The sequence below is a fragment of the Stenotrophomonas sp. 78350_Sma genome, from assembly GCF_056482105.1.
On the sequence record NZ_CM151182.1, the window covers coordinates 4,043,842 to 4,065,098 of the forward strand.

At 65.6% G+C, this 21,257-nt stretch carries 20 protein-coding genes; 7 read left to right on the forward strand and 13 right to left on the reverse strand.

All coding sequences use genetic code 11. The annotated features are described in order from the left end of the window. The first annotated feature begins 10 nt into the window (after window positions 1-10). From ACZK4H_RS18630 to ACZK4H_RS18650, 5 genes are all read left to right on the forward strand, one after another. Window positions 11-1,309, forward strand: a complete 1,299-nt coding sequence (locus tag ACZK4H_RS18630) for an ABC transporter permease (RefSeq protein ID WP_005414537.1) — start codon at window positions 11-13, stop codon at window positions 1,307-1,309. A gap of 20 nt (window positions 1,310-1,329) precedes the next feature. Further along, window positions 1,330-2,547: an ABC transporter permease gene (locus tag ACZK4H_RS18635; protein WP_099551133.1), complete on the forward strand. Its 1,218-nt coding sequence runs from the start codon at window positions 1,330-1,332 to the stop codon at window positions 2,545-2,547. 16 nt (window positions 2,548-2,563) lie between these two features. After that, window positions 2,564-2,938: a PDZ domain-containing protein gene (locus tag ACZK4H_RS18640; RefSeq protein WP_197577852.1), complete on the forward strand. Its 375-nt coding sequence runs from the start codon at window positions 2,564-2,566 to the stop codon at window positions 2,936-2,938. Window positions 2,939-3,061: 123 nt separating this feature from the next. Then, window positions 3,062-4,408, forward strand: coding sequence for a sigma-54-dependent transcriptional regulator (locus tag ACZK4H_RS18645; RefSeq protein WP_099554718.1), 1,347 nt, complete (start codon window positions 3,062-3,064; stop codon window positions 4,406-4,408). Next, the gene (locus ACZK4H_RS18650) at window positions 4,405-5,757 is read left to right on the forward strand and encodes a sensor histidine kinase (RefSeq protein WP_099554693.1); all 1,353 of its coding nucleotides are present in this window, start codon (window positions 4,405-4,407) and stop codon (window positions 5,755-5,757) included. Before ACZK4H_RS18645 ends, ACZK4H_RS18650 begins: the two co-directional genes overlap by 4 nt. A 420-nt stretch (window positions 5,758-6,177) precedes the next feature. On the opposite strand, the gene ACZK4H_RS18655 is transcribed toward ACZK4H_RS18650, so the two are convergent. After that, window positions 6,178-6,726, reverse strand: coding sequence for a GNAT family N-acetyltransferase (locus tag ACZK4H_RS18655; RefSeq protein WP_099554695.1), 549 nt, complete (start codon window positions 6,724-6,726; stop codon window positions 6,178-6,180). Then, window positions 6,695-8,062, reverse strand: a complete 1,368-nt coding sequence (gene glmU / locus ACZK4H_RS18660; protein WP_099554697.1) for a bifunctional UDP-N-acetylglucosamine diphosphorylase/glucosamine-1-phosphate N-acetyltransferase GlmU — start codon at window positions 8,060-8,062, stop codon at window positions 6,695-6,697. The genes ACZK4H_RS18655 and glmU overlap by 32 nt, the downstream gene beginning before the upstream one ends. 83 nt (window positions 8,063-8,145) lie before the next feature. Here glmU and ACZK4H_RS18665 point away from each other — a divergent pair, with 83 nt between their 5' ends. After that, on the forward strand, window positions 8,146-8,529 hold the full coding sequence (locus ACZK4H_RS18665) for a GtrA family protein (RefSeq protein ID WP_099554699.1): 384 nt from the start codon (window positions 8,146-8,148) through the stop codon (window positions 8,527-8,529). 241 nt (window positions 8,530-8,770) lie between these two features. Here the strand turns inward: ACZK4H_RS18665 and ACZK4H_RS18670 are convergent, their stop codons facing one another. From ACZK4H_RS18670 to ACZK4H_RS18710, 9 genes are all read right to left on the reverse strand, one after another. Further along, window positions 8,771-9,193, reverse strand: coding sequence for a F0F1 ATP synthase subunit epsilon (locus ACZK4H_RS18670; protein ID WP_005411127.1), 423 nt, complete (start codon window positions 9,191-9,193; stop codon window positions 8,771-8,773). A 113-nt stretch (window positions 9,194-9,306) separates the two neighbouring features. After that, on the reverse strand, window positions 9,307-10,713 hold the full coding sequence (atpD, locus tag ACZK4H_RS18675) for a F0F1 ATP synthase subunit beta (protein ID WP_010481327.1): 1,407 nt from the start codon (window positions 10,711-10,713) through the stop codon (window positions 9,307-9,309). A 38-nt stretch (window positions 10,714-10,751) separates the two neighbouring features. Beyond that, window positions 10,752-11,615, reverse strand: coding sequence for a F0F1 ATP synthase subunit gamma (gene atpG / locus ACZK4H_RS18680; protein WP_006471334.1), 864 nt, complete (start codon window positions 11,613-11,615; stop codon window positions 10,752-10,754). 97 nt (window positions 11,616-11,712) lie between these two features. Then, the gene (gene atpA, locus ACZK4H_RS18685; protein WP_099554700.1) at window positions 11,713-13,260 is read right to left on the reverse strand and encodes a F0F1 ATP synthase subunit alpha; all 1,548 of its coding nucleotides are present in this window, start codon (window positions 13,258-13,260) and stop codon (window positions 11,713-11,715) included. 44 nt (window positions 13,261-13,304) lie between these two features. Then, window positions 13,305-13,832: a F0F1 ATP synthase subunit delta gene (locus tag ACZK4H_RS18690; protein ID WP_032129048.1), complete on the reverse strand. Its 528-nt coding sequence runs from the start codon at window positions 13,830-13,832 to the stop codon at window positions 13,305-13,307. A 2-nt stretch (window positions 13,833-13,834) separates the two neighbouring features. Next, window positions 13,835-14,305 (reverse strand): F0F1 ATP synthase subunit B, encoded by a 471-nt coding sequence (locus tag ACZK4H_RS18695; RefSeq protein ID WP_005419512.1) that lies wholly within the window; start codon window positions 14,303-14,305, stop codon window positions 13,835-13,837. 106 nt (window positions 14,306-14,411) lie between these two features. Then, window positions 14,412-14,717 carry a F0F1 ATP synthase subunit C gene (atpE, locus tag ACZK4H_RS18700; protein WP_005411133.1) on the reverse strand — a complete coding sequence of 102 codons (306 nt, stop codon included), beginning with the start codon at window positions 14,715-14,717 and terminating at the stop codon, window positions 14,412-14,414. 73 nt (window positions 14,718-14,790) lie between these two features. Further along, window positions 14,791-15,591 carry a F0F1 ATP synthase subunit A gene (atpB, locus tag ACZK4H_RS18705; RefSeq protein ID WP_010481316.1) on the reverse strand — a complete coding sequence of 267 codons (801 nt, stop codon included), beginning with the start codon at window positions 15,589-15,591 and terminating at the stop codon, window positions 14,791-14,793. A gap of 31 nt (window positions 15,592-15,622) precedes the next feature. Next, window positions 15,623-15,988 (reverse strand): hypothetical protein, encoded by a 366-nt coding sequence (locus tag ACZK4H_RS18710; RefSeq protein ID WP_006394654.1) that lies wholly within the window; start codon window positions 15,986-15,988, stop codon window positions 15,623-15,625. 460 nt (window positions 15,989-16,448) lie between these two features. On the opposite strand from ACZK4H_RS18710, the gene ACZK4H_RS18715 reads away from it, so the two are divergent. Beyond that, window positions 16,449-17,267: a hypothetical protein gene (locus ACZK4H_RS18715; RefSeq protein WP_099554720.1), complete on the forward strand. Its 819-nt coding sequence runs from the start codon at window positions 16,449-16,451 to the stop codon at window positions 17,265-17,267. Window positions 17,268-17,569: 302 nt separating this feature from the next. Here the strand turns inward: ACZK4H_RS18715 and lpdA are convergent, their stop codons facing one another. Beyond that, window positions 17,570-19,378, reverse strand: coding sequence for a dihydrolipoyl dehydrogenase (gene lpdA, locus ACZK4H_RS18720; RefSeq protein WP_099554702.1), 1,809 nt, complete (start codon window positions 19,376-19,378; stop codon window positions 17,570-17,572). 108 nt (window positions 19,379-19,486) lie between these two features. Continuing rightward, on the reverse strand, window positions 19,487-21,193 hold the full coding sequence (aceF, locus tag ACZK4H_RS18725; RefSeq protein WP_099554704.1) for a dihydrolipoyllysine-residue acetyltransferase: 1,707 nt from the start codon (window positions 21,191-21,193) through the stop codon (window positions 19,487-19,489). Window positions 21,194-21,257 lie beyond the last annotated feature (64 nt).

A 21,257-nucleotide genomic window follows, 5' to 3' on the forward strand; every position in this document is an offset into this window, starting at 1 on the left:
GGGCCCAACCATGTTCGCCTACTACGCCCGATTGGCGGCGCGCAGCTTCCGCCGCAACAAGGTCCTGACCGCACTGATGGTGGTTGCCATCGCGCTCGGCATCGGCGCCTCCATGACCACGTTGACCGTGTTCCACGTGTTGTCCGGCGACCCGATTCCCGGCAAGAGCGACCGCCTGTTCTATGTGCAGCTCGATGCCGCGACCGGTGCCTATGTCGCCGGCGAAGAGCCGGAAACCCAGCTGACCCGCTTCGACGGTGAAGCGCTGCTGCGCGAAGCCAAGGGCGAGCGCCAGGCGCTGATGAGCGGCGGCGGTGGCACCATCGAACCGGACAACAGCACCCTCAAGCCCTTCAGCATCGACACCCGCTGGACCTCGGCCGACTTCTTCCCGATGTTCGAGGTGCCCATGCAGTACGGCCGCCCCTGGACGCGCGAGGACGATGAAGGCCGCGCTCGCGTGGTGGTCATCTCCAAGGCGCTCAACGACAAGCTGTACCAGGGTGCCAACAGCGTGGGCCGCGACCTGCGCATGGAAGGCCAGAGTTACCGCATCGTTGGCGTGATGAAGGAATGGAGCCCGGAGCCGCACTTCTACGACCTGACCACCGGCAGCTACGGCAAGAACGAAGACCTGCTGCTGCCGATCTCCACCTCGTTCGACCTGAAGCTCGGCAACAACGGCAACATGAACTGCTTCGGCGAAAACCCCGACGGCAACAGCTACTCGCTCAATGCACCGTGCGCGTGGCTGCAGTACTGGGTGGAAATGGACCCGGCCAAGGCCGGCGACTACCGCCGCTACCTGGAGAACTATTCGACCCAGCAGCGCGAGGCCGGCCGCTTCAAGCATCCGCCGAACGTGCGCCTGCGCACCGTGATGGAATGGCTGGACTTCAATGGTGCAGTCCCCAGCGACGTGCGCCTGCAGCTGTGGCTGGCGCTGGGCTTCCTCGGTGTCTGCCTGGTCAACACGGTAGGCCTGCTGCTGGCCAAGTTCCTGCGCCGCAGCGGTGAGATCGGCGTGCGCCGTGCGCTCGGTGCCAGCCGCGGCCAGATCTTCCTGCAGTGCCTGGTGGAAGCCGGTGCGGTCGGCGTGGTCGGTGGCGTGCTCGGCATCGGCCTGGCCCTGCTCGGCCTGTTCGCGGTGCGCCAGCAACCGGTGGAGTACGCCAAGCTGGCCCATCTGGACGGCAACATGCTGCTGCTCGCACTGGGCCTGACCCTGTTCGCCAGCCTCGCCGCCGGTTTCCTGCCCGCCTGGCGCGCCATGCAGGTCACCCCGGCCATCCAGCTCAAGTCGCAGTAAGCACCCGAACGAGGACTCCCATGGACATCCGCCCCATCCTCAGCACGCTGCGCCGGCACAAGACCGCTGCCGCCCTGATCGTGCTGGAAGTCGCACTGACCTGCGCCATCGTCTGCAACGCGCTGTTCCTGGTCAGCCAGCGCGTGGAAAAGATCAGCATGCCCAGCGGCATCGCCGAGAGCGAACTGGCGATGCTGCGCGTCAGCGGCATCGGCAAGCAGACTGACGCCATGGCCCGCACCCGCGAGGACCTGGCATCGCTGCGTGCGATCCCCGGCGTCAGCAACGTCACCATCATCAACCAGATCCCCTTCCGCAACGGCTCCTCCAGCAGCAGCATCTCGCGCGTGATCGACCAGGAACGGCCGACCACCAACGCCTCGATGTACACCCTGTCCGAGAACGGGCTGGCCACGATGGGCATCAACCTGATCGCCGGCCGCGATTTCCTGCCTGACGAGTACCAGAACTTCGAAGACGTCAGCAAGGGCGGCGCCAAGGAAAAGGCCATCCCGGTCATCCTCACCCAGGCCACCGCCGCCAAGATGGAGCCCAACGGCAGCGCCCTGGGCAAGACCTACTACATGGGCAAGCAGTCGCTGCACGTGGTCGGCATCGTCGACACGCTCAGCACGCCCAATGGCTGGAATGACAACTGGACCAACTCGATGCTGCTGCCGATCCGCCGCACCTTCGACGACGGTGGCACCTACATCCTGCGTACCTCGCCCGAACGCCGCCAGGAAGTGCTCGATGCTGGTGCTGCCGCGCTGGAGCGCAACGACCCGAACCGCCTGATGCGCGACAAGCTGACCTATGAAGACCAGCGCAAGGACTTCTTCAAGAACGACCGCGCGATGGTCGGCCTGCTGATCACCGTCAGCATCTCGCTGCTGGTGGTCACCGCGCTGGGCATCATCGGCCTGGCCAGCTTCTGGGTGCAGCAGCGCAGCAAGCAGATCGGCATCCGCCGTGCGCTGGGCGCGACCCGCGGGCAGATCCTGCGCTACTTCCAGACCGAGAACTTCCTGCTGGCCACGCTGGGCATCGTGCTGGGCATGCTGGCCGCCTACGCGATCAACCTGGCCCTGATGAACCTGTACGAGCTGCCGCGCATGCCGTTGTACTACCTGCCGCTGGGTGCGCTGCTGCTGTGGGTGCTGGGCCAGATCGCCGTGTTCGGGCCGGCGCGGCGTGCCGCGGCGGTTCCACCGGCGGTCGCCACGCGGGGCGCGTGAGATGCGTGCCTGCGCGATGTGCCTGATGCTGCTCCTGCCACTGCCGGCGCTGGCCGGTGGTGGCAGCGCGCAGACGCTGGAATGGCGCCAGGATGGAGCGCGGTTGTCGCTGCACTCGACCGAGGGACAGGTGCATGTGGACGCCGCCAGCCCCGAAGCGCGCTTCGGCGTGCGCAGCGGCGACCGCATCCTGCGCGTGGACGACACGGCGGTACGCCAGGTCGAGCACCTCGCCGTGGCCTTGCGCCATTCCAATGCAGCCACCGCCTATCTGTTGCTGCGCCGCGACAGACGCGAACTGACGGTGGCGGTCAACGCCGCCGCATGGCGACAGGCATTGGAGGTCCCGCCACCACCCGTGCCGCCCCCGCCAGCCCCGCCCGGGCGCTGAACATCATCCGCTCCTGCACGGCCGCAGGTTTGGCTATGCTTGATGGGTGGCGCCGGGCTCTCCCGGTACATGCACACGAACGGCTCCATCGGCGCCGCCCATCCCTTTCTGCAGAACCGCTTGATGCCTGCGATCCTGATCATCGACGACAACGCCAGCGTGGGTACTGCGCTGGACGTGCTGTTCTCCCTGCACGACATCGATACCCTGCAGGCGCAGACGCCCGCCGACGGGCTGGCGCTGCTCGAATCACAGCCGGTCGACCTGGTCATCCAGGACATGAATTTCAGCGAGGACACCACCTCCGGTGAAGAGGGCGAGGCGCTGTTCGCGCAGATCCGCGCGCGTCATCCGGACCTGCCGGTGATCCTGCTCACGGCGTGGACCCATCTGAGCAGCGCCGTGGACCTGGTCAAGGCCGGTGCCGCCGACTATCTGGCCAAGCCGTGGGACGATCGCAAGCTGCTGACCACGGTCAACAACCTGCTGGAACTGTCCGAGGCGCGCCGCGAGCTGGACCGCCGGCGCACGCGTGAACTGCGCCAGCGCAATGCGCTGGAAGCGAAGTACGATCTGTGCGGTGCGGTAGTCGCCGATCCGGCCAGCGAGCGTGTGGTCACCCTGGCCTGCCAGGTCGCACGCTCGGAACTGCCGGTGCTGATCACCGGCCCCAACGGCGCCGGCAAGGAAAAGATCGCGCAGATCATCCAGGCCAATTCACTGGTGGCCAAGGGTCCGTTCGTGGCGGTCAACTGCGGCGCGCTGCCCTCGGAACTGATCGAAGCCGAGCTGTTTGGTGCCGAAGCCGGTGCGTATACCGGCGCCAACAAGGCACGCGAAGGGAAGTTCGAAGCGGCCGATGGTGGCACCCTCTTCCTGGATGAGATCGGCAACCTGTCGCTGGGCGGGCAGATGAAGCTGCTGCGTGTACTGGAAACCGGCCGCTTCGAGCGCCTGGGCTCCAACCGCGAACGCCAGGTCAAGGTCCGCGTGGTCAGCGCAACCAATGCCGACCTGCCGGCGATGATCCGCGACGGTACCTTTCGCGAAGACCTCTATTACCGCCTCAATACGGTGGAACTGGTGCTGCCGCCGCTGGCCGAACGACCGGGCGATATCGTGCCGCTGGCCGAGCGTTTCCTGACTGCCGGCAAGCCGCTGTCCAGCGGCGCCACAGCAGCACTGCAGCGGCACCCGTGGCCGGGCAACGTGCGCGAACTGCGCAACGTGATCCAGCGTGCCGAACTGCTGGCCACCGGCAACCGCATCGAAGTGGCCGATCTCAACCTGCCGCGCGCAGCCGTCGCACCGCGACCGGCACCCAGTGCAGGCAATGATCCCGACCGCGCACGCATCGAGGATGTATTGGCCCGCAACCATGGCGTCATCGCCCAGGCTGCCGCCGAGCTCGGCCTGAGCCGTCAGGCGCTGTACCGGCGCATGGACCGCCACGGTATTCCACGCGAATGAAGCGGCGCTCCTTCACTTTCCGCCTGTTCCTGCGCCTGCTGCCGGTGTTGGCACTGGCTGCGGCACTGCCGTGGCTGCTGGCCTACTGGATGGACCATGGTTGGGTGGTGACCACGGTATCGGCGCTGATCCTGCTGTCGCTGATGTGGTGGACCCTGCGCCGTGCCACGGCGCCGGTACGCTCGCTGATGCGTGCCCTGGCGGGCACCACCAGCAGTTACCGCGACGGCGAGTACAACTTCGGTGTGCACTGGCCCGGGAATGACGAGCTGGGCGACCTGGTGCAGGCCCACCGCGAACTGGGCGACGTGCTGCGCGCGCAGCGACAGGGACTGGTGCAACGTGAGCTGCTGCTGGACACCATGGTGCAGAACACGCCGGTGGCGATGCTGCTGATCGCCTCCGGCGGAGATGGCGTCGCCCGCGTGGTGTTCTCCAACCTGGCGGCGCGCAAGCTGCTGCACGGCGGCTGGAAGCTGGAAGGCCAGCGCCTGGAAGACGTGCTGGAGCAGGTGCCGGTGGAACTGCGCGATGCCATCGCCCGTGGCGGTGACAGCCTGTTCGCGGTACATGCCGATGGCGAGGACGGCGACGAGGACGATGAGCAGGTCTACCACCTCTCGCGCCGCGCGTTCCAGCTCAACGGCCGCCCGCACGACCTGCTGCTGGTGCGGCTGCTGACCGCCGAACTGCGCCGCCAGGAAGTGCAGACCTGGAAGAAGGTGATCCGGGTGATCAGCCACGAGCTCAACAACTCGCTGGCGCCGATCGCTTCGCTCGCCCATTCCGGCGGCGTGCTGGTGCAGCGCGAGCGCTTCGACCGGCTGCCGGAGATCTTCACCACCATCGAAGACCGCGCACGCCACCTGGAAGGCTTCATCCGCGGCTACGCGCGCTTTGCCAAGCTGCCACAGCCGCAGCTGCAGACCGTGCACTGGGCACCGTTCCTGTCCAGCCTGCGTCAGCAGATTCCGTTCGGCATGGAACGTGAACCGGACGAGGAGCTGAGCAGTCGCATCGACATCGCGCAGTTCGGGCAGGCGTTGTTGAACCTGCTGAAGAACGCGCACGAAGCCTGCGCCGAAGCCGAGCCGCCCAACGATGACGTGCAGGTACAGCTGACGCGGCTGCCGCAGTGGCTGCGGCTGGACGTGCTGGATCGTGGCAAGGGCATGAACGAGCAGGTGCTGCAGAACGCGCTGATGCCGTTCTATTCGACCAAGCGCAACGGCACCGGGCTCGGGCTGGCGCTGACGCGCGAGATCGTGGAAGCGCACGGCGGACGCGTGTCACTGCAGAATCGCGGTGATGGCGGGTTGTGCGTGTCGATCCTGCTGCCGGTGGGTTGACCGGGCCAACGCGGTTCCCACTGTTCGCCGAGCTTGGTCGGCGAGTCAGTAGATCCACGCCATGCGTGGATAAGCCGACCAAGGTCGGCACCTGCCCAAGTTGCGGCATCGGCATCCTGTGCTCCTGGGGAACGGGAGCATCAAGAGCGAAGGCAACGACATCCGCGCGTAGTTTGAATCGACTGGGTGCAGCTGTGGCTCTGGATGTTGGTTCCGCCCTGAGCGAGCCGAGCATCGCAGGGGAATCCGGCGCGTAGAGGCGCCGATGTCTGAGCGCAGCGAGTTCGGCGCCGCCCCCTGATTCACCGAGAAGCGCAGGGCACCGATGCGCAGCATCGGCTCGCGACCGGAGGAGCATTTCTTTTGGTTACTTTTCTTTGCGCACAAGGAAAAGTAACGCCCATGACCGGTGGCCGACCTTCAGCCATCCAGCGAAGAGATGGATCGCCGCATCGCCACGCGTAGATGCATCGGAAACCCGAGCGCGGCCTCTTCGGCCATCACCGACTGCAGTCCGGCACCCCACTCCGCCTCCGGCACGGTGACGAACCCTTCGCTGGCATAGAAGGCCGCATTCCACGGCACGTCGGACAACGTGGTCAGCACAGCCGAACGATAGCCTTCCGCCCAGGCCTGTACCAATGCATGGCGCAACAACGCGCGCCCATGACCCTGCCGCGCGTGCGCAGGATCCACGTCCATCTGCAGAACGTGGAACTCACCCGCCAGTTCGCCGGCAAGCAGATAGCCGGCGATGCCACCGTCAGCCGCATCCACCACCCACAGCCGCCGGCGCTCAAGGCCGTCCTGTAGTGTCGGCAGGTCCAGGCCATGCCCGGCGAACACCGGATAGGCCTCATGGCCCTTCAACACCTCGCCGGCGCGCTGCTCGATGCCGGGCAGCACACCGAGTTCATCGGCGCGAGGAAGGCGGGGCTCAGGACTTCTTGAGCGGACGGTTCCAGCCATCGATGGTTTCCTGTCGTGCACGTGCCAGTGTCAGCTTGCCGTCCGGCGCGTTGCGGGTGATGACCGAACCGGCGGCAATGGTCGCGCCGTCGCCAATGGTCACCGGTGCTACCAGCGAACTGTTGGAGCCGATGAACGCGTTGTCGCCGATGGTGGTGGTCGACTTGTTCACGCCATCGTAGTTGCAGGTGATGGTGCCGGCGCCGATGTTCACCTTGCTGCCGATCACCGCATCGCCCAGATAGGTGAGGTGATTGGCCTTGCTGCCCACACCCAGCGTGACCTTCTTGGTCTCGACGAAGTTGCCGACGTGCACGCCATCGGCCAGCACAGTGCCCGGGCGCAGGCGCGCGAACGGGCCGATCTGCGCAGCGCCTTCGGTGACCACGCCTTCCAGATCGCAATGCGCGCGCACCTCGGTGCCCGGCCCGAGGTTGACGTCCTTCAGGCGGTTGAAGGGACCGACGGTGACGCCGTCGCCGAGCACCACGTTGCCCTCGAGCACGACATCGACGTCGATCAGCACGTCGCTGCCAACGGTGATGGTGCCGCGGATGTCGAGCCGTGCCGGGTCGCGCACGCGCGCGCCCTGCGCGCACAGCGCACGCACCGCGCGACGCTGCCAGGCACGCTCCAGCTGCGACAGCTGCCACGGATCGTTCGCCCCTTCGGCTTCCTGTGCGTCGGCCACCAGCGCCATCTCAGCCGGGGTGTACTCGTGCGCGGCGAACGCGAATACGTCGGTCAGGTAGTACTCGCCCTGCGCGTTGCTGTTCGACAGCTGCGACAGCCAGCGGCGCAGCGCGGTCGATTCCGCGGCGATGATGCCGGTGTTGATGATGCGCACGCGCAACTGCTCGTCGCTGGCATCCTTCTGCTCGACGATCGCACCCACCTTGCCCTCGGCATCGCGCAGCACGCGGCCATAGCCGGTCGGGTCATCCACCTCGGCCACCAGCACCGCCAGCCGGCCCGGCTGCGCGAGCAGGTCGCGCAGGGTCTGCGCACGGATCAGCGGTACGTCGCCGTACAGCACCAGTACCTGTGCAGCATCGGGCACCTGCGGCATCGCCTGCTCGACGGCGTGGCCGGTGCCGAGCTGCTGTGCCTGTTCAGCCCATTGCAGGTCCTGCTGGCCGGCGAAGTACTGGCGCACGGCTTCGCCGCCGTGGCCATGGACCACGTGGATCGCCGCCGGCTGGAGCTCACGGGCCGCATCGATCACGTGCGCCAGCATCGGCTGGCCCGCGATCGGCTGCAGCACCTTCGGCAGCACCGACTTCATGCGCTTGCCAGCGCCGGCGGCGAGGATGATGACGTGCAGGGGTTGGGTCATGGGAACGGCAGTCCGTGGTTCGTTGCCGGTGATTCTAGAGCGTGCGCCGTTAACATGGGCATCCCTCCCCCTTCGCCATGCCGATGAGCCTCATCCGCCAGGGAAGCGCCTACCTCGTCATCGGGCTCGTGCAGCTGCTGCTCGACTGGCTCGTGTTCGTGGCCGCCACCGCACTGGGCATGCCAGTGGCGCCGGCCAACGTCGCCGGGCGCCTGGCCGGCATGCTGCTGGGCTTCTGGCTCAACGGCCGCTACACCTTTGCCGAGGCGGGCGCGTACAGGCTGGGCTGGAAGCGCTTTGCCCGCTTCTTCGGGCTGTGGCTGCTGCTCACCGTGGCGAGCACATTGCTGGTGAGCCTGGTGGACCACGCGCTCGGCCTGCAGTACACCTGGCTGGCCAAGCCGCTGGTGGAAGGTGTGCTGGCCTTCGTGTCGTTCCTGCTGATGCGCTACGTGGTGTATCGCTGATGCGAGGCGGGATTCGGGATGCCGGATTTGGGGGCGGGATCGGGATCGGGATCGGGATCGGGATCGGTAGAGTCGACTGTTCGTCGACTGCTCTTCCATCAGGTCGCGAGAATGCCGCGCTGCGCGCGATAGTCGACTAACGGTGTAAACCCAGTCGGCTCTGCCCAATCGGCTCTACCCAGCCACCCAAACAAAAACGCCGGCACAGGGCCGGCGTTTTCGTGGATGCAGCGCGTGAACCTCAGTGCTTGAGGGTCTTGCGCAGGCGTTCCAGGGCCTGCAGCTGGACAACGGCTTCGGCCAGCTTCTGCTGGGCTTCGGCCACTTCCATGGCTTCACCGCGGTTGGCCAGGATGCGCTCGGCTTCTTCCTTGGCCTTTCGGACCGAGGCTTCGTCGATGTCCTGCGCGCGGATCGCGGTGTCGGCCAGCACGGTCACCACCTGCGGCTGCACTTCCAGGATGCCGCCGGAAATGGCGAAATCCAGCTGCTCGCCGTTCGGCGTGGTCACCACCACCTTGCCCGGCTTCAGGCGGGTGATCAGCGGCGCGTGCTTGGGCGCGATGCCCAGTTCGCCCAGCTCACCGGTGGCCACGACCAGGGTCGCTTCGCCACGGAAGATTTCCTGCTCGGCGCTGACGATGTCGCAACGGATCGTGCTCATGCAAATCTCTTCGCTGTTCGCGGCGGCGCAATGCCACCGTGGGAGTCCACCGGCGCGGGCGGTTGCCCGGCGCCGGCGTCAGTTCGGGCAGGATCGCTCCCGCCCGTCCCGGATCAGGCCTTCTCGGCCATCTTCTTGGCCTTCTCGACCGCTTCTTCGATGCCGCCGACCATGTAGAACGCCTGCTCCGGCAGGTGGTCGTACTCGCCATCCACGATGGCCTTGAAGCCACGGATGGTGTCCTTCAGCGGCACGTACTTGCCCGGCGAACCGGTGAACACTTCGGCCACGTGGAACGGCTGGCTGAAGAAGCGCTCGATCTTACGGGCGCGCGACACGGCCTGCTTGTCCTCTTCGGACAGTTCGTCCATGCCCAGGATCGCGATGATGTCCTTCAGTTCCTTGTACTTCTGCAGGGTCTGCTGGACGCGCTGGGCGGTGTCGTAGTGCTCGTGGCCGATGACCAGCGGGTCCATCTGGCGGCTGGTGGAGTCCAGCGGATCGACGGCCGGGTAGATACCCAGCGAGGCGATCGAACGCGACAGGGTGACGGTCGAGTCCAGGTGGGCGAAGGTGGTCGCCGGCGACGGGTCGGTCAGGTCGTCCGCGGGAACGTAGACGGCCTGGATCGAGGTGATCGAACCGTTCTTGGTCGAGGTGATGCGCTCCTGCAGGACGCCCATTTCCTCGGCCAGGGTCGGCTGGTAACCCACGGCGGACGGCATACGGCCCAGCAGTGCCGACACTTCGGTACCGGCCAGGGTGTAGCGGTAGATGTTGTCGACGAACAGCAGGACGTCCTTGCCCTTGCCGTTTTCGTCCTTCTCGTCGCGGAAGTACTCGGCCATGGTCAGGCCGGTCAGCGCGACGCGCAGACGGTTGCCCGGCGGCTCGTTCATCTGGCCGTACACCATCGCCACCTTGTCGAGGACGTTGGAGTCCTTCATTTCGTGGTAGAAGTCGTTGCCCTCACGGGTACGCTCACCCACGCCGGCGAACACGGACAGACCGCTGTGCGCCTTGGCGATGTTGTTGATCAGTTCCATCATGTTGACGGTCTTGCCGACGCCGGCGCCGCCGAACAGGCCGACCTTGCCGCCCTTGGCAAACGGGCACATCAGGTCGATGACCTTGATGCCGGTTTCCAGCAGTTCGGTGGCCGGGGACTGGTCTTCGTACGACGGGGCCGCACGGTGGATTTCCCAGCTGTCGCTGGCGGCCACCGGGCCGGCTTCGTCGATCGGACGGCCGAGCACGTCCATGATGCGGCCCAGGGTGCCAGCGCCGACCGGCACGGAGATGCCGCGGTTGGTGTTGGTGGCAACCAGGTTGCGCTTCAGGCCGTCGGTGGAACCGAGGGCGATGGTACGCACCACGCCGTCGCCCAGCTGCTGCTGGACTTCGAGGGTGATTTCGGTGTTGTCGACCTTCAGTGCGTCATACACCTTCGGCACCGACTCACGCGGGAATTCGACGTCGACGACCGCGCCGATGATCTGAACGATCTTGCCCTGACTCATTGCTGCATCCTCTAAATGTGTGCTTTGAACGAACGCGGTCAGACTGCTGCCGCGCCGCCGACGATTTCGGAGATTTCCTGGGTGATCGCTGCCTGGCGCGCCTTGTTGTAGACGAGCTGCAGGGTGCCGATCAGCTTGTTGGCGTTGTCGCTCGCCGCCTTCATCGCAACCATGCGTGCCGCATGCTCGGAGGCGACGTTTTCCAGCAGTGCCTGGTACACCAGCGACTCGATGTAACGCGTCATCACGTGCTCCAGCACGGTCGCGGCATCGGGTTCGTACAGGTAATCCCAGTCGTGGTGAGCGACCTGCTTCTCAGCCGGCGGCAGTGGCAGCAGCTGATCGAAGCTGGCCTTCTGCGTCATGGTGTTCACGAAGCGGTTGTAGACCAGGTACACGCGGTCGACCTTGCCTTCGGTGAAGGCGTCGAGCATGACCTTGATCACACCGATCAGCGATTCCAGCTTCGGCACGTCGCCGATGTGGGTCACGCTGCCGACCATGTTGACCTTCACGCGGCGGAAGAAGGTCGATGCCTTCTGGCCGATGGTCACCAGGTCCACTTCGGCACCCTTGTCCTGCCATGCCTTGGCTTCGCCCAGCATCTTGCGGAACAGGTTGTTGTTCAGGCCGCCGGCCAGGCCGCGATCGGAGGAGATCACGATGAAACCGACCCGCTTGACCTGCTCACGCTCGACCAGGAACGGATGCTGGTAGTCGGTGCTGGCCTGGGCCAGGTGACCGATCACCTGCTTCATCGCCTGCGCGTACGGACGCGAGGTCTTCATCCGATCCTGCGCCTTGCGGATCTTGGAGGCCGAGACCATTTCCAGGGCGCGCGTCACCTTGCGGGTGTTCTGCACGCTCTTGATCTTGGTTTTGATTTCGCGTCCGCTTGCCATCTCTTGTTTCCCGTGGCGCGGGGCTGATGCCCCGCGTTGTTCAACCGTTTGTCATCTGGTCCAGCGGAGCCAGCGGCTCCGCTCTACAGGACCGCGATTACCAGCTGCCGGTGGTCTTGAACTCGGCGATGCCCTTCTTGAAGGCACCTTCGATGTCGTTGTCCCAACCGCCGGTGGCGTTGACCTTGCTGATCAGCTCGCCCTGGGTGTTGGCGAAGTGGGCGTGCAGGCCTTCTTCGAACGCCAGCAGCTTGTTGACCGGCACGTCGTCGAGGTAACCCTCGTTGACGGCGTAGATCGACAGCGCCTGGTTGGCGATCGACATCGGCGCGTACTGCTTCTGCTTCATCAGCTCGGTGACGCGCTGGCCACGCTCCAGCTGCTTGCGGGTCGCTTCGTCCAGGTCCGAGGCGAACTGCGCGAACGCAGCCAGCTCGCGGTACTGGGCCAGCGAGATACGGATGCCGCCCGACAGCTTCTTGATGATCTTGGTCTGGGCCGAGCCACCGACGCGCGACACCGAGATACCGGCGTTCACGGCCGGGCGGATGCCGGCGTTGAACAGGTCGGTTTCCAGGAAGATCTGGCCGTCGGTGATCGAGATCACGTTGGTCGGAACGAAGGCGGACACGTCGCCGGCCTGGGTTTCGATGATCGGCAGCGCGGTCAGCGAACCGGTCTTGCCGGTGACCTTGCCTTCGGTGAACTTCTCGACGTATTCCTCGGACACGCGGGCAGCGCGCTCGAGCAGACGGGAGTGCAGGTAGAACACGTCACCCGGGTAGGCTTCACGGCCCGGCGGGCGCTTCAGCAGCAGCGAGATCTGGCGGTAGGCAACGGCCTGCTTGGACAGATCGTCGTACACGATCAGCGCGTCTTCGCCGCGGTCCATGAAGTACTCACCCATGGTGCAGCCCGAGTAGGCGCTGATGTACTGCATGGCAGCCGATTCGGAGGCGGTCGCGGCCACCACGATGGTGTGGGCCAGCGCGCCGTTCTCTTCCAGCTTGCGCACGATGTTGGCGATGGTCGAAGCCTTCTGGCCGATCGCAACGTACACGCACTTGATGCCGGTGCCCTTCTGGTTGATCACGGCATCGATCGCCATCGCGGTCTTGCCGGTCTGGCGGTCACCGATGATCAGCTCGCGCTGGCCACGGCCGATCGGGATCATCGCGTCGACCGACTTGTAACCGGTCTGCACCGGCTGGTCGACCGACTTGCGCCAGATCACGCCCGGAGCAACGCGCTCCACCGGAGCGGTCAGGTCGGTGCCCAGCGGGCCCTTGCCGTCGATCGGCTCGCCCAGCGCGTTCACGACGCGGCCCAGCAGTTCCGGACCCACCGGCACTTCCAGGATGCGGCCGGTGGTCTTGGCGACGTCGCCTTCGCGCAGGTGCTCGTAGTCACCCAGGACCACGGCGCCGACCGAGTCGCGCTCCAGGTTCAGGGCCAGGGCGAAGGTGTTGTTCGGCAGTTCGATCATTTCGCCCTGCATCACGTCGGCCAGACCGAAGATGCGCACGATGCCGTCGGACACGCTGGTCACGGTGCCTTCGTTGCGCGATTCCGCGGCCAGCTTGACCTTCTCGATGCGGTTCTTGATCAGTTCGCTGATTTCGGAGGGGTTGAGCGTGGTTGCCATCGTCAAGTCCTAGTGCCGGCAGCGGGGCCGGACGTTAAATGAATTCAGTTAGCGAGCGCGGTCTGCAGACGGGCCAGCTTGCCCTTCAGCGAACCATCGATGACCACGTCGCCGGCGTCGATCACGGCGCCGCCGATCAGCGAGGCATCGACCGCGGTGGTCACGTCGACCTCGCGGTTGAAGCGCTTGCGCAGCGCAACCTTGATCGCGTCCAGCTCTCCGGCCGACAGCTCGGAAGCCGAGGTCACCGTGGCCTTGACCACGTGCTCGGCTTCGGCGCGCAGGGCGTCGAACATGCCGGAGATTTCCGGCAGCAGCGGCAGACGATGCGATTCGGCCAGGATGGCCAGGAAGCGCGAGTAGGTCTCGCCGTGGGACACCGGCGCCAGCAGGGCGACGGCGTCGTCACGACCCAGCTCCGGGTTGGCGAGCAGGGCCGCCACGCGCGGATCGGCGGCGACGTGGGCGGAGAACGCCAGGGCGTCCGACCACGGCGCAAACGCGCCTTCGTCGCGCGCGGTCGCGAACGCGGCGCGGGCGTACGGGCGGGCAAGCGTGAGGGCCTGGCTCATCCTTAGATCTCCGAGGCCAGCTCGTCGAGCAGCGCCTTGTGGGCGTTGGCGTCGATTTCGCGCTTGAGCAGCTTTTCGGCACCGGTCACGGCCAGCGCGGACACCTGCTTGCGCAGATCTTCACGGGCACGGTTGGCGGCGGCGTCGATTTCAGCCTGGGCCAGTTCCTTCTGACGGGTGGCTTCGGTGATCGCTTCGTTACGGGCAGCATCAACGATCTGGTTGGCACGTGCGTGGGCCTGATCGATGATCTCATTGGCCTTGGTGCGTGCTTCCTTCAGCGCTTCGTTGACCTTCTCCTGCGCCTGGGCCAGATCTTTCTGGCTGCGGTCGGCAGCAGCGAGGCCTTCAGCAATCTTCTGCTGGCGCTCTTCGATCGCGTTCATCAGCGGCGGCCAGATCTTGGTCGCGATGATCCAGATCAGACCAGCGAAGGCGAGCGCCTGCGCAAGAAGGGTGAAATTGATATTCATGGTTAGCTCGATCGCTGGTTTCGGGGTGGACGTGCCGCCGAAGCGGCACATCCGGCCTTCATCCGAAACCGGGTGCATCAGCACCCGGTCGTCTCAAACCGCTGTATCAGCCGGCCAGAGCCTTGGTGACGGCGCCAGCGAAGGCAGCCGACAGCGGGTTGGCGAAGGCCAGCAGCAGGCCGACCGCGACCGAGATGATGAACGCGGCGTCGATCAGGCCGGCGGTGATGAACATGCGGACCTGCAGGACCGGGATCAGTTCCGGCTGGCGGGCGGCCGACTCCAGGAACTTACCAGCCATGATGGCCAGACCCAGACCGGCGCCCAGCGCGGCCAGGCCGATCATGATGCCGACGGCAAGGGCGGTGGAGCTCTGAATCTGCGCGAAGTTGGTCAGGACGGCGAAGTACATGGTTATCTCCAGGAACTTAAGTTGCTAAGGGTGATGAAACGGATGAAGGTTGAAACGCGTTGAAGCTTGAAACTCAGTGAGCGTCTTCCGACAGGCTCAGGTACACGATCGACAGCATCATGAAGATGAAGGCCTGCAGCGGGATCACCAGCAGGTGGAACAGCATCCAGCCGAGGCCGAACACACCACCGGCAATGGCACCGAAGAAACCGGCACCACCCAGCACCCAGATCAGCAGGAACACGATTTCGCCGCCGAACATGTTGCCGAACAGTCGCATCGCCAGCGAGATCGGCTTGCTCAGCCACTCGACGATGTTGAGGATCAGGTTGAACGGCATCATCCACTTGCCGAACGGCGCCGTCAGGAATTCCTTGATGAAGCCGCCCAGGCCCTTCGACTTCAGTGCGAAGAACAGCATCAGGAAGAACACGCTGATGGCCATGCCCAGGGTGGCATTGACGTCAGCAGTCGGCACCGGCTTCCAGTAGTGCACGCCCACCCATTCCAGCGGCTTGGCGATGAAATCGGCCGGGATCATCTTCAGCAGATTCATCAGCAGAATCCAGAAGAAGATGGTGATGGCGATCGGCGTGACCAGCTTGCTCTTGCCGTGGTAGGTGTCCTTGGCCTGGCGGTCGACGAACTCCAGGCAGATTTCCACGAAGGCCTGCCACTTGCCCGGCACGCCGGCGGTGGCCTTGCGGGTGCCCAGCCAGAACGCGACAACGATCACCAGGCCCATCAGGACCGCGGTGAGGAAGGTATCGACGTGGATATGCCAGAACATACCCTCACCCTTGCCGACCGGCGCGGTCAGGTTGTGCAGGTGATGCTGGATGTAGCTGGTAGGGGTTAGAGCCTCGCCCGCCATGTGTCCGGAACCTTCAGTTAATTGAATTCTGTCAACGCCTGGCCATCGCCAGGACCTGGAACATCAAGCCGACGGCGATACCGGCCAACAGCGCCAATGCAGGCAGCTTGAAGACCAGGAACCCCACCAGCAGGACGCCGAAAACCACGACCCACTTGGCCACGATCGCAATGATCAGGCGAGCCATCGCCGATCCTGCGGCCAGTGCCCCGCCGCCCAGTGCCATCCGTGCCGCCACCCAGCCACCGGCCGAAATGGCCACACCGGACGCCAGCGCGCCGAGGGCGTATTTCGGACCTACCAGCAGGAAGGCCAGGGCCAGGACAGCCACTGCGGCCAGCGGGTAGACCGCGGCGCGCAGCATCAGTCGCCGACCCGCATCAACGGAGTTCAGCACAGGACGTCCCGCGTGGTTGCAAGTGGAGGGCTGAGGCGGCTACAGCAGGGGGGCCTCATCGAGCCGCCAAATTATAGCAATGGGACAATTTGCGAGACAACCGCTCCCTGTTCATCCCGGGAAGCCGCAAGTTGCGGTAACGGTTACATTTTTGCGTGCCACCCGGGGGACAATGACGTCCGTATGATGTTGCAGCGCAGTATTGAACTTTGGTCGCAGGCCGCGGAACTTTCGCCGAATGTGCCGGTCCGATCTTTCGACCTGCCTGCAGCAACCTCGTCGACGCTTCGCCCCGCAGGTCCCACGATGGCCCCGAAGCCCGGCTCCGGGGCCATCTTTTTTGCATCGTGGCGACAGCGCTGAACCGTGCACATCGCGTGGACCATACGTTCACGGATGGTGGACGGCGATGTCCGGCACAGTGGCTTTCATTCTGATGAACCACTGCAAGGACTCTTCGATGCGCTCCGTACCCACCCTGCTCGCCCTCTCCCTGCTCGCCGCCGGCGCCTCGTTCGCCTCTGCCGCCCACGCCGCCGAAGGCGACGATCGCTTCGCCCTGCGCCTGGGTGCGATGAACATCGACTCGGACAATACGATCCGCGGCAAGACCAACGTGGCTGGCCAGGACATCGGCTTCTCCGAGGACTTCAAGCTGGGCGGCAAGGAGTGGGAACCGCGCATCGACGGCATGTTCCGCATCAGCAACCGCCAGCGCCTGCTGTTCAACTACTTCAAGTACGACAAGGATCGCCGCGAGACCCTCGGCCAGGACATTTCCTTCGGTGACGTCAACGTGCCGTCCGGCAGCTTCGTCAAGGGCGAGCTGAAGTACCAGGTAGCCAGCCTGGTCTATGACTACTCGGTGGTGGACACCGACACCTTCGACCTCGGCCTGCAGATCGGTGCCGAGTACGCCAAGGTGAGCAGCAAGGCCTACGCCGACCTGGGCACCGTCTACGAGGGCCAGTTCCTCAACGAGAAGACCGACGGTGTGGCACCGGTGGTCGGCGCGCGCCTGAGCTTCACTCCGTCGGAGAAGTGGATGATCACGCTGCAGGGCCAGTACCTCAACACGCGCTGGGGCAGCTTCGACGACTACAAGGGTGACCTGAGCCGCGCCAACGCCATCGTCGATTACCGCTTCACCAAGAACTTCGGTGTGTTCGCCGGCTACGACTGGTTCAAGCTCGATGCGGACAAGAAGGGCAGCGACGGCACCATCGGCCTGAAGCAGGAGTTCAAGGGCCCGGTGGCCGGCGTCAGCTTCGTGTTCTGATCCCCCGCCCCTTCCACGGCACTCTCTCTCCTGGCGCGGCCTCCGGAACATCGGGGCCGCGCTTTTTTGTGGGTTCCTGTCAGAAGAGCAGAAGCGGGTTGGTCGAGCGCTGGAGGGAGCGGGGGCCGTGTGCGAATGTCCCCCGGCGCCGGCCTGCGGCGGGCGACGGAGGACATTTGTCCAGACGCCTGCCACCCGCGCAGCGGCCCAGACCCTCGCGATGTGCTGCCGAAGGCATCCCCGCAGCCAACAAAAAGCCCCGGCAGATGCCAGGGCTTTTCGTTTGGAACGGCGCGGGCGCCTTACTTCTTCTTCGGCATGTACAGATCGGTGATCGTGCCGTCGTAGATTTCCGACGCCATCGCCACCGACTCGCTCAGCGTCGGGTGCGCATGGATGGTGTGGCCGATGTCTTCGGCTTCCGCACCCATCTCGATGGCCAGGCCGATCTCGGCCAGCAGGTCACCGGCATGCACGCCAACGATCGCGCCACCAATGATGCGGTGGGTCTCTTCGTCGAAGATCAGCTTGGTGAAGCCCTCGGTGCGGCCGATGCCGATCGCACGGCCACTGGCGGCCCACGGGAACTTGGCCACGCCGACCTTCAGGCCCTTGGCCTTGGCTTCGGTTTCGGTCACGCCGACCCAGGCGATTTCCGGGTTGGTGTAGGCCACCGACGGAATCACGCGGGCAACCCACTCCTTCTTGTGGCCGGCAGCCACTTCGGCGGCCAGCTTGCCTTCGTGCGTGGCCTTGTGGGCCAGCATCGGGTTGCCGACGATGTCGCCGATGGCAAAGATGTGCGGCACGTTGGTACGCATCTGGCGGTCAACCGGGATGAAGCCACGGTCGGTGACCTGCACGCCGGCCTTTTCGGCATCGATCTTCTTGCCGTTCGGCGAGCGGCCCACGGCCACCAGCACGCGGTCGAAGGTGCCCTGCGCCAGCGCCGGCGCCTGGCCTTCCTCGGCGGCTTCGAAGGTGACGGTGATGCCCTTGGCATCGGCGGTGACGCCCGAGGCCTTGGTCTTCAGGTGCACGTCGATGCCCTGCTTCTTCAGGCGGTCGGCCAGCGGCTTGACCAGGTCCTTGTCGGCGCCCGGCATCAGCTGGTCCATGAACTCGACCACGGTGACCTTGCTGCCCAGCGCGCCATACACGGTGGCCATTTCCAGGCCGATGATGCCGCCACCGACAACCAGCAGCGAGCCCGGCACTTCGGCCAGCTCCAGCGCGTCGGTGGAATCCATCACGCGCTTGTCGTCCCACGGGAAGTTCGGCAGCTTCACTGCCTGCGAACCGGCGGCGATGATGCACTTCTGGAAGCGCAGCAGCTGGGTGCTGCCGTCAGCAGCGGTGATTTCCAGCTCGTTGGCCGAGATGAACTTGCCGACGCCCTGCACGCTGCGCACCTTGCGCTGCTTGGCCATGCCGGCCAGGCCCTTGGTCAGCTGGTTGACGACCTTTTCCTTGTACTCGCGCAGCTTGTCCAGGGTGATGGTCGGCTTGCCGAACTCGACGCCGAAATCACCGGCGTGGGCCACTTCGTCGATGACCGCTGCGGCATGCAGCAGCGCCTTGGACGGAATGCAGCCGACGTTGAGGCAGACGCCGCCGAGGCTGGCGTAGCGCTCGACCAGCACCGTGTCCAGGCCGACATCGGCGGCGCGGAAGGCGGCGGTGTAGCCGCCCGGGCCCGAGCCCAGCACGACCATTTCGCATTCGATGTCGGCCGGCTTGCCGCTGGACAGCGCCGGCTTCGGTGCCGCCGGTTCAGCCGGGGCGCGGTGCGACGGGGTCACCGGCGGCTTGCTGGCCGGGGCGGCAGCAGCGGGAGCCGGCGCGGCGGCCTTGGCCGGGGCTTCGGCGGCGCCTTCAGCGTCCAGCACCACGACCACGGCACCTTCGGACAGGGTGTCGCCCAGCTTGACCTTGATTTCCTTGACCACGCCAGCAGCCGAGGACGGCACTTCCAGGGTGGCCTTGTCCGATTCCAGGGTCACCAGGCCCTGGTCCTTCTTCACTGTGTCGCCGACGGCGACCAACACTTCAATCACCGGCACATCGCTGTAATCGCCGATGTCGGGAACCTTGACTTCAATCGTGGCCATGGTGGGTTTTCCTCGTGCCCGCCCGGCATGGCCGGCGGGCTGTCACTGCATCTGTTCACGCGGCCGCGCCAGGGGCTGCGGCCGCACGGTGGGGGCGAAGCGAGTGCCTTACAGCAGCACGCGGCGCATGTCGGCCAGTACCTGCGACAGGTACGTGGTGAAGCGTGCGGCCAGGGCGCCGTCGATGACGCGGTGGTCGTAGCTCAGCGACAGCGGCAGCATCAGCTTCGGTGCGAATTCCTTGCCGTTCCAGACCGGCTGGATGGACGACTTGGAGACGCCGAGGATGGCCACTTCCGGTGCATTGACGATCGGGGTGAACGCGGTGCCACCGATGCCACCCAGCGAGCTGATCGAGAAGCAGCCGCCGCTCATGTCGGCCGGGCCCAGCTTGCCGTCACGTGCCTTCTTGGCCAGTTCGCCGGTTTCCTGCGCGATCTGCACCACGCCCTTCTTGTCCACGTCGCGGATGACCGGCACGACCAGGCCGTTCGGCGTATCGGCGGCGAAGCCGATGTGGAAGTACTTCTTCAGGGTCAGGTTTTCACCGCTGGCATCGAGCGAAGCGTTGAATTCCGGGAACTTCTTCAGTGCCGCGGCGCTGGCCTTGATCAGGAAGGCGAGCATGGTCAGCTTGATGCCGGCCTTCTCGTTCTCCTTGTTCAGCGCCACGCGCAGGCCTTCCAGGTCGGTGATGTCGGCCTGTTCGAACTGGGTGACGTGCGGGATCATCGCCCAGTTGCGGGCCAGGTTGGCACCCGAGATCTTCTTGATGCGCGACAGCGGCTGCACTTCGGTCTCGCCGAACTTGCTGAAGTCAACCTTCGGCCACGGCAGCAGGTTCAGGCCACCACCGGCAGCGACAGCAGCACCGCCGGCAGCCGGCGCGCCACCGCTGAGTGCGGCCTTGACGAACTTCTGCACGTCACCCTTGGTGATGCGGCCGCCCTTCTCGGTGCCGTTGATCTGCAGCAGGTCCACGCCCAGTTCGCGGGCGAACACACGCACCGCCGGGGTGGCGTACGGCACCTTGGCCGGCAGCACGCCATCGGCGTTGAACTGCACCGGCGGGCTGCTCGGGGTACCGGCCGAGGCAATCTCGCGGGCCGCTAGCTTGTCCGGCTGCACCGGCACAGCGACCGGCTCGACCTTGGTGGCGGTCTCGGCGGCAGCCGGAGCGGCCGCAGCGGCAGCCTTGGTCGGCGCCGGCGCACCAGCGCCCTCGGCTTCGATGATGGCGACCACATTGCCCTGCGACAGATTGTCGCCAACCTTGACCTTGATCTCCTTGACCACACCGGCCACCGAAGACGGCACTTCCATGGTGGCCTTGTCGCTTTCCAGCGTCACCAGGCCCTGGTCCTTCTTGACGGTGTCGCCCACGGCGACCAGCACTTCGATGACCGGGATACCGGAGTAATCGCCGATATCAGGCACCAGCGCTTCCACCGCACCGCCGCTGGCGGCCGGGGCAGCCGGAGCGGCCGGGGCCGGCGCACTCTGGGTGGCGGCAGCCGGGGCAGCGGCCTTGGCCGGCGCGGCAGCCGCCGGCCTGGCGGCTTCGGCTTCGCCTGCGGCCACTTCGATCAGGGCCACGACCTTGCCTTCGGACAGGCTGTCGCCAACCTTGACCTTCAGTTCCTTGACCACGCCCGCCACCGAGGACGGCACTTCCATCGTCGCCTTGTCGCTTTCCAGCGTCACCAGGCCCTGGTCCTTCTTGACCGTGTCGCCGACGGCGACAAGCACCTCGATTACCGGGATATCGCTGTAGTCACCGATATCGGGGACAAGTGCTTCCTTGATTTCGGCCATGGGGATAACTCCGGCAATCTGGTGTAGGGAAACGTCTATTGTGCGGCCAGCGGGGGCCAGCGCC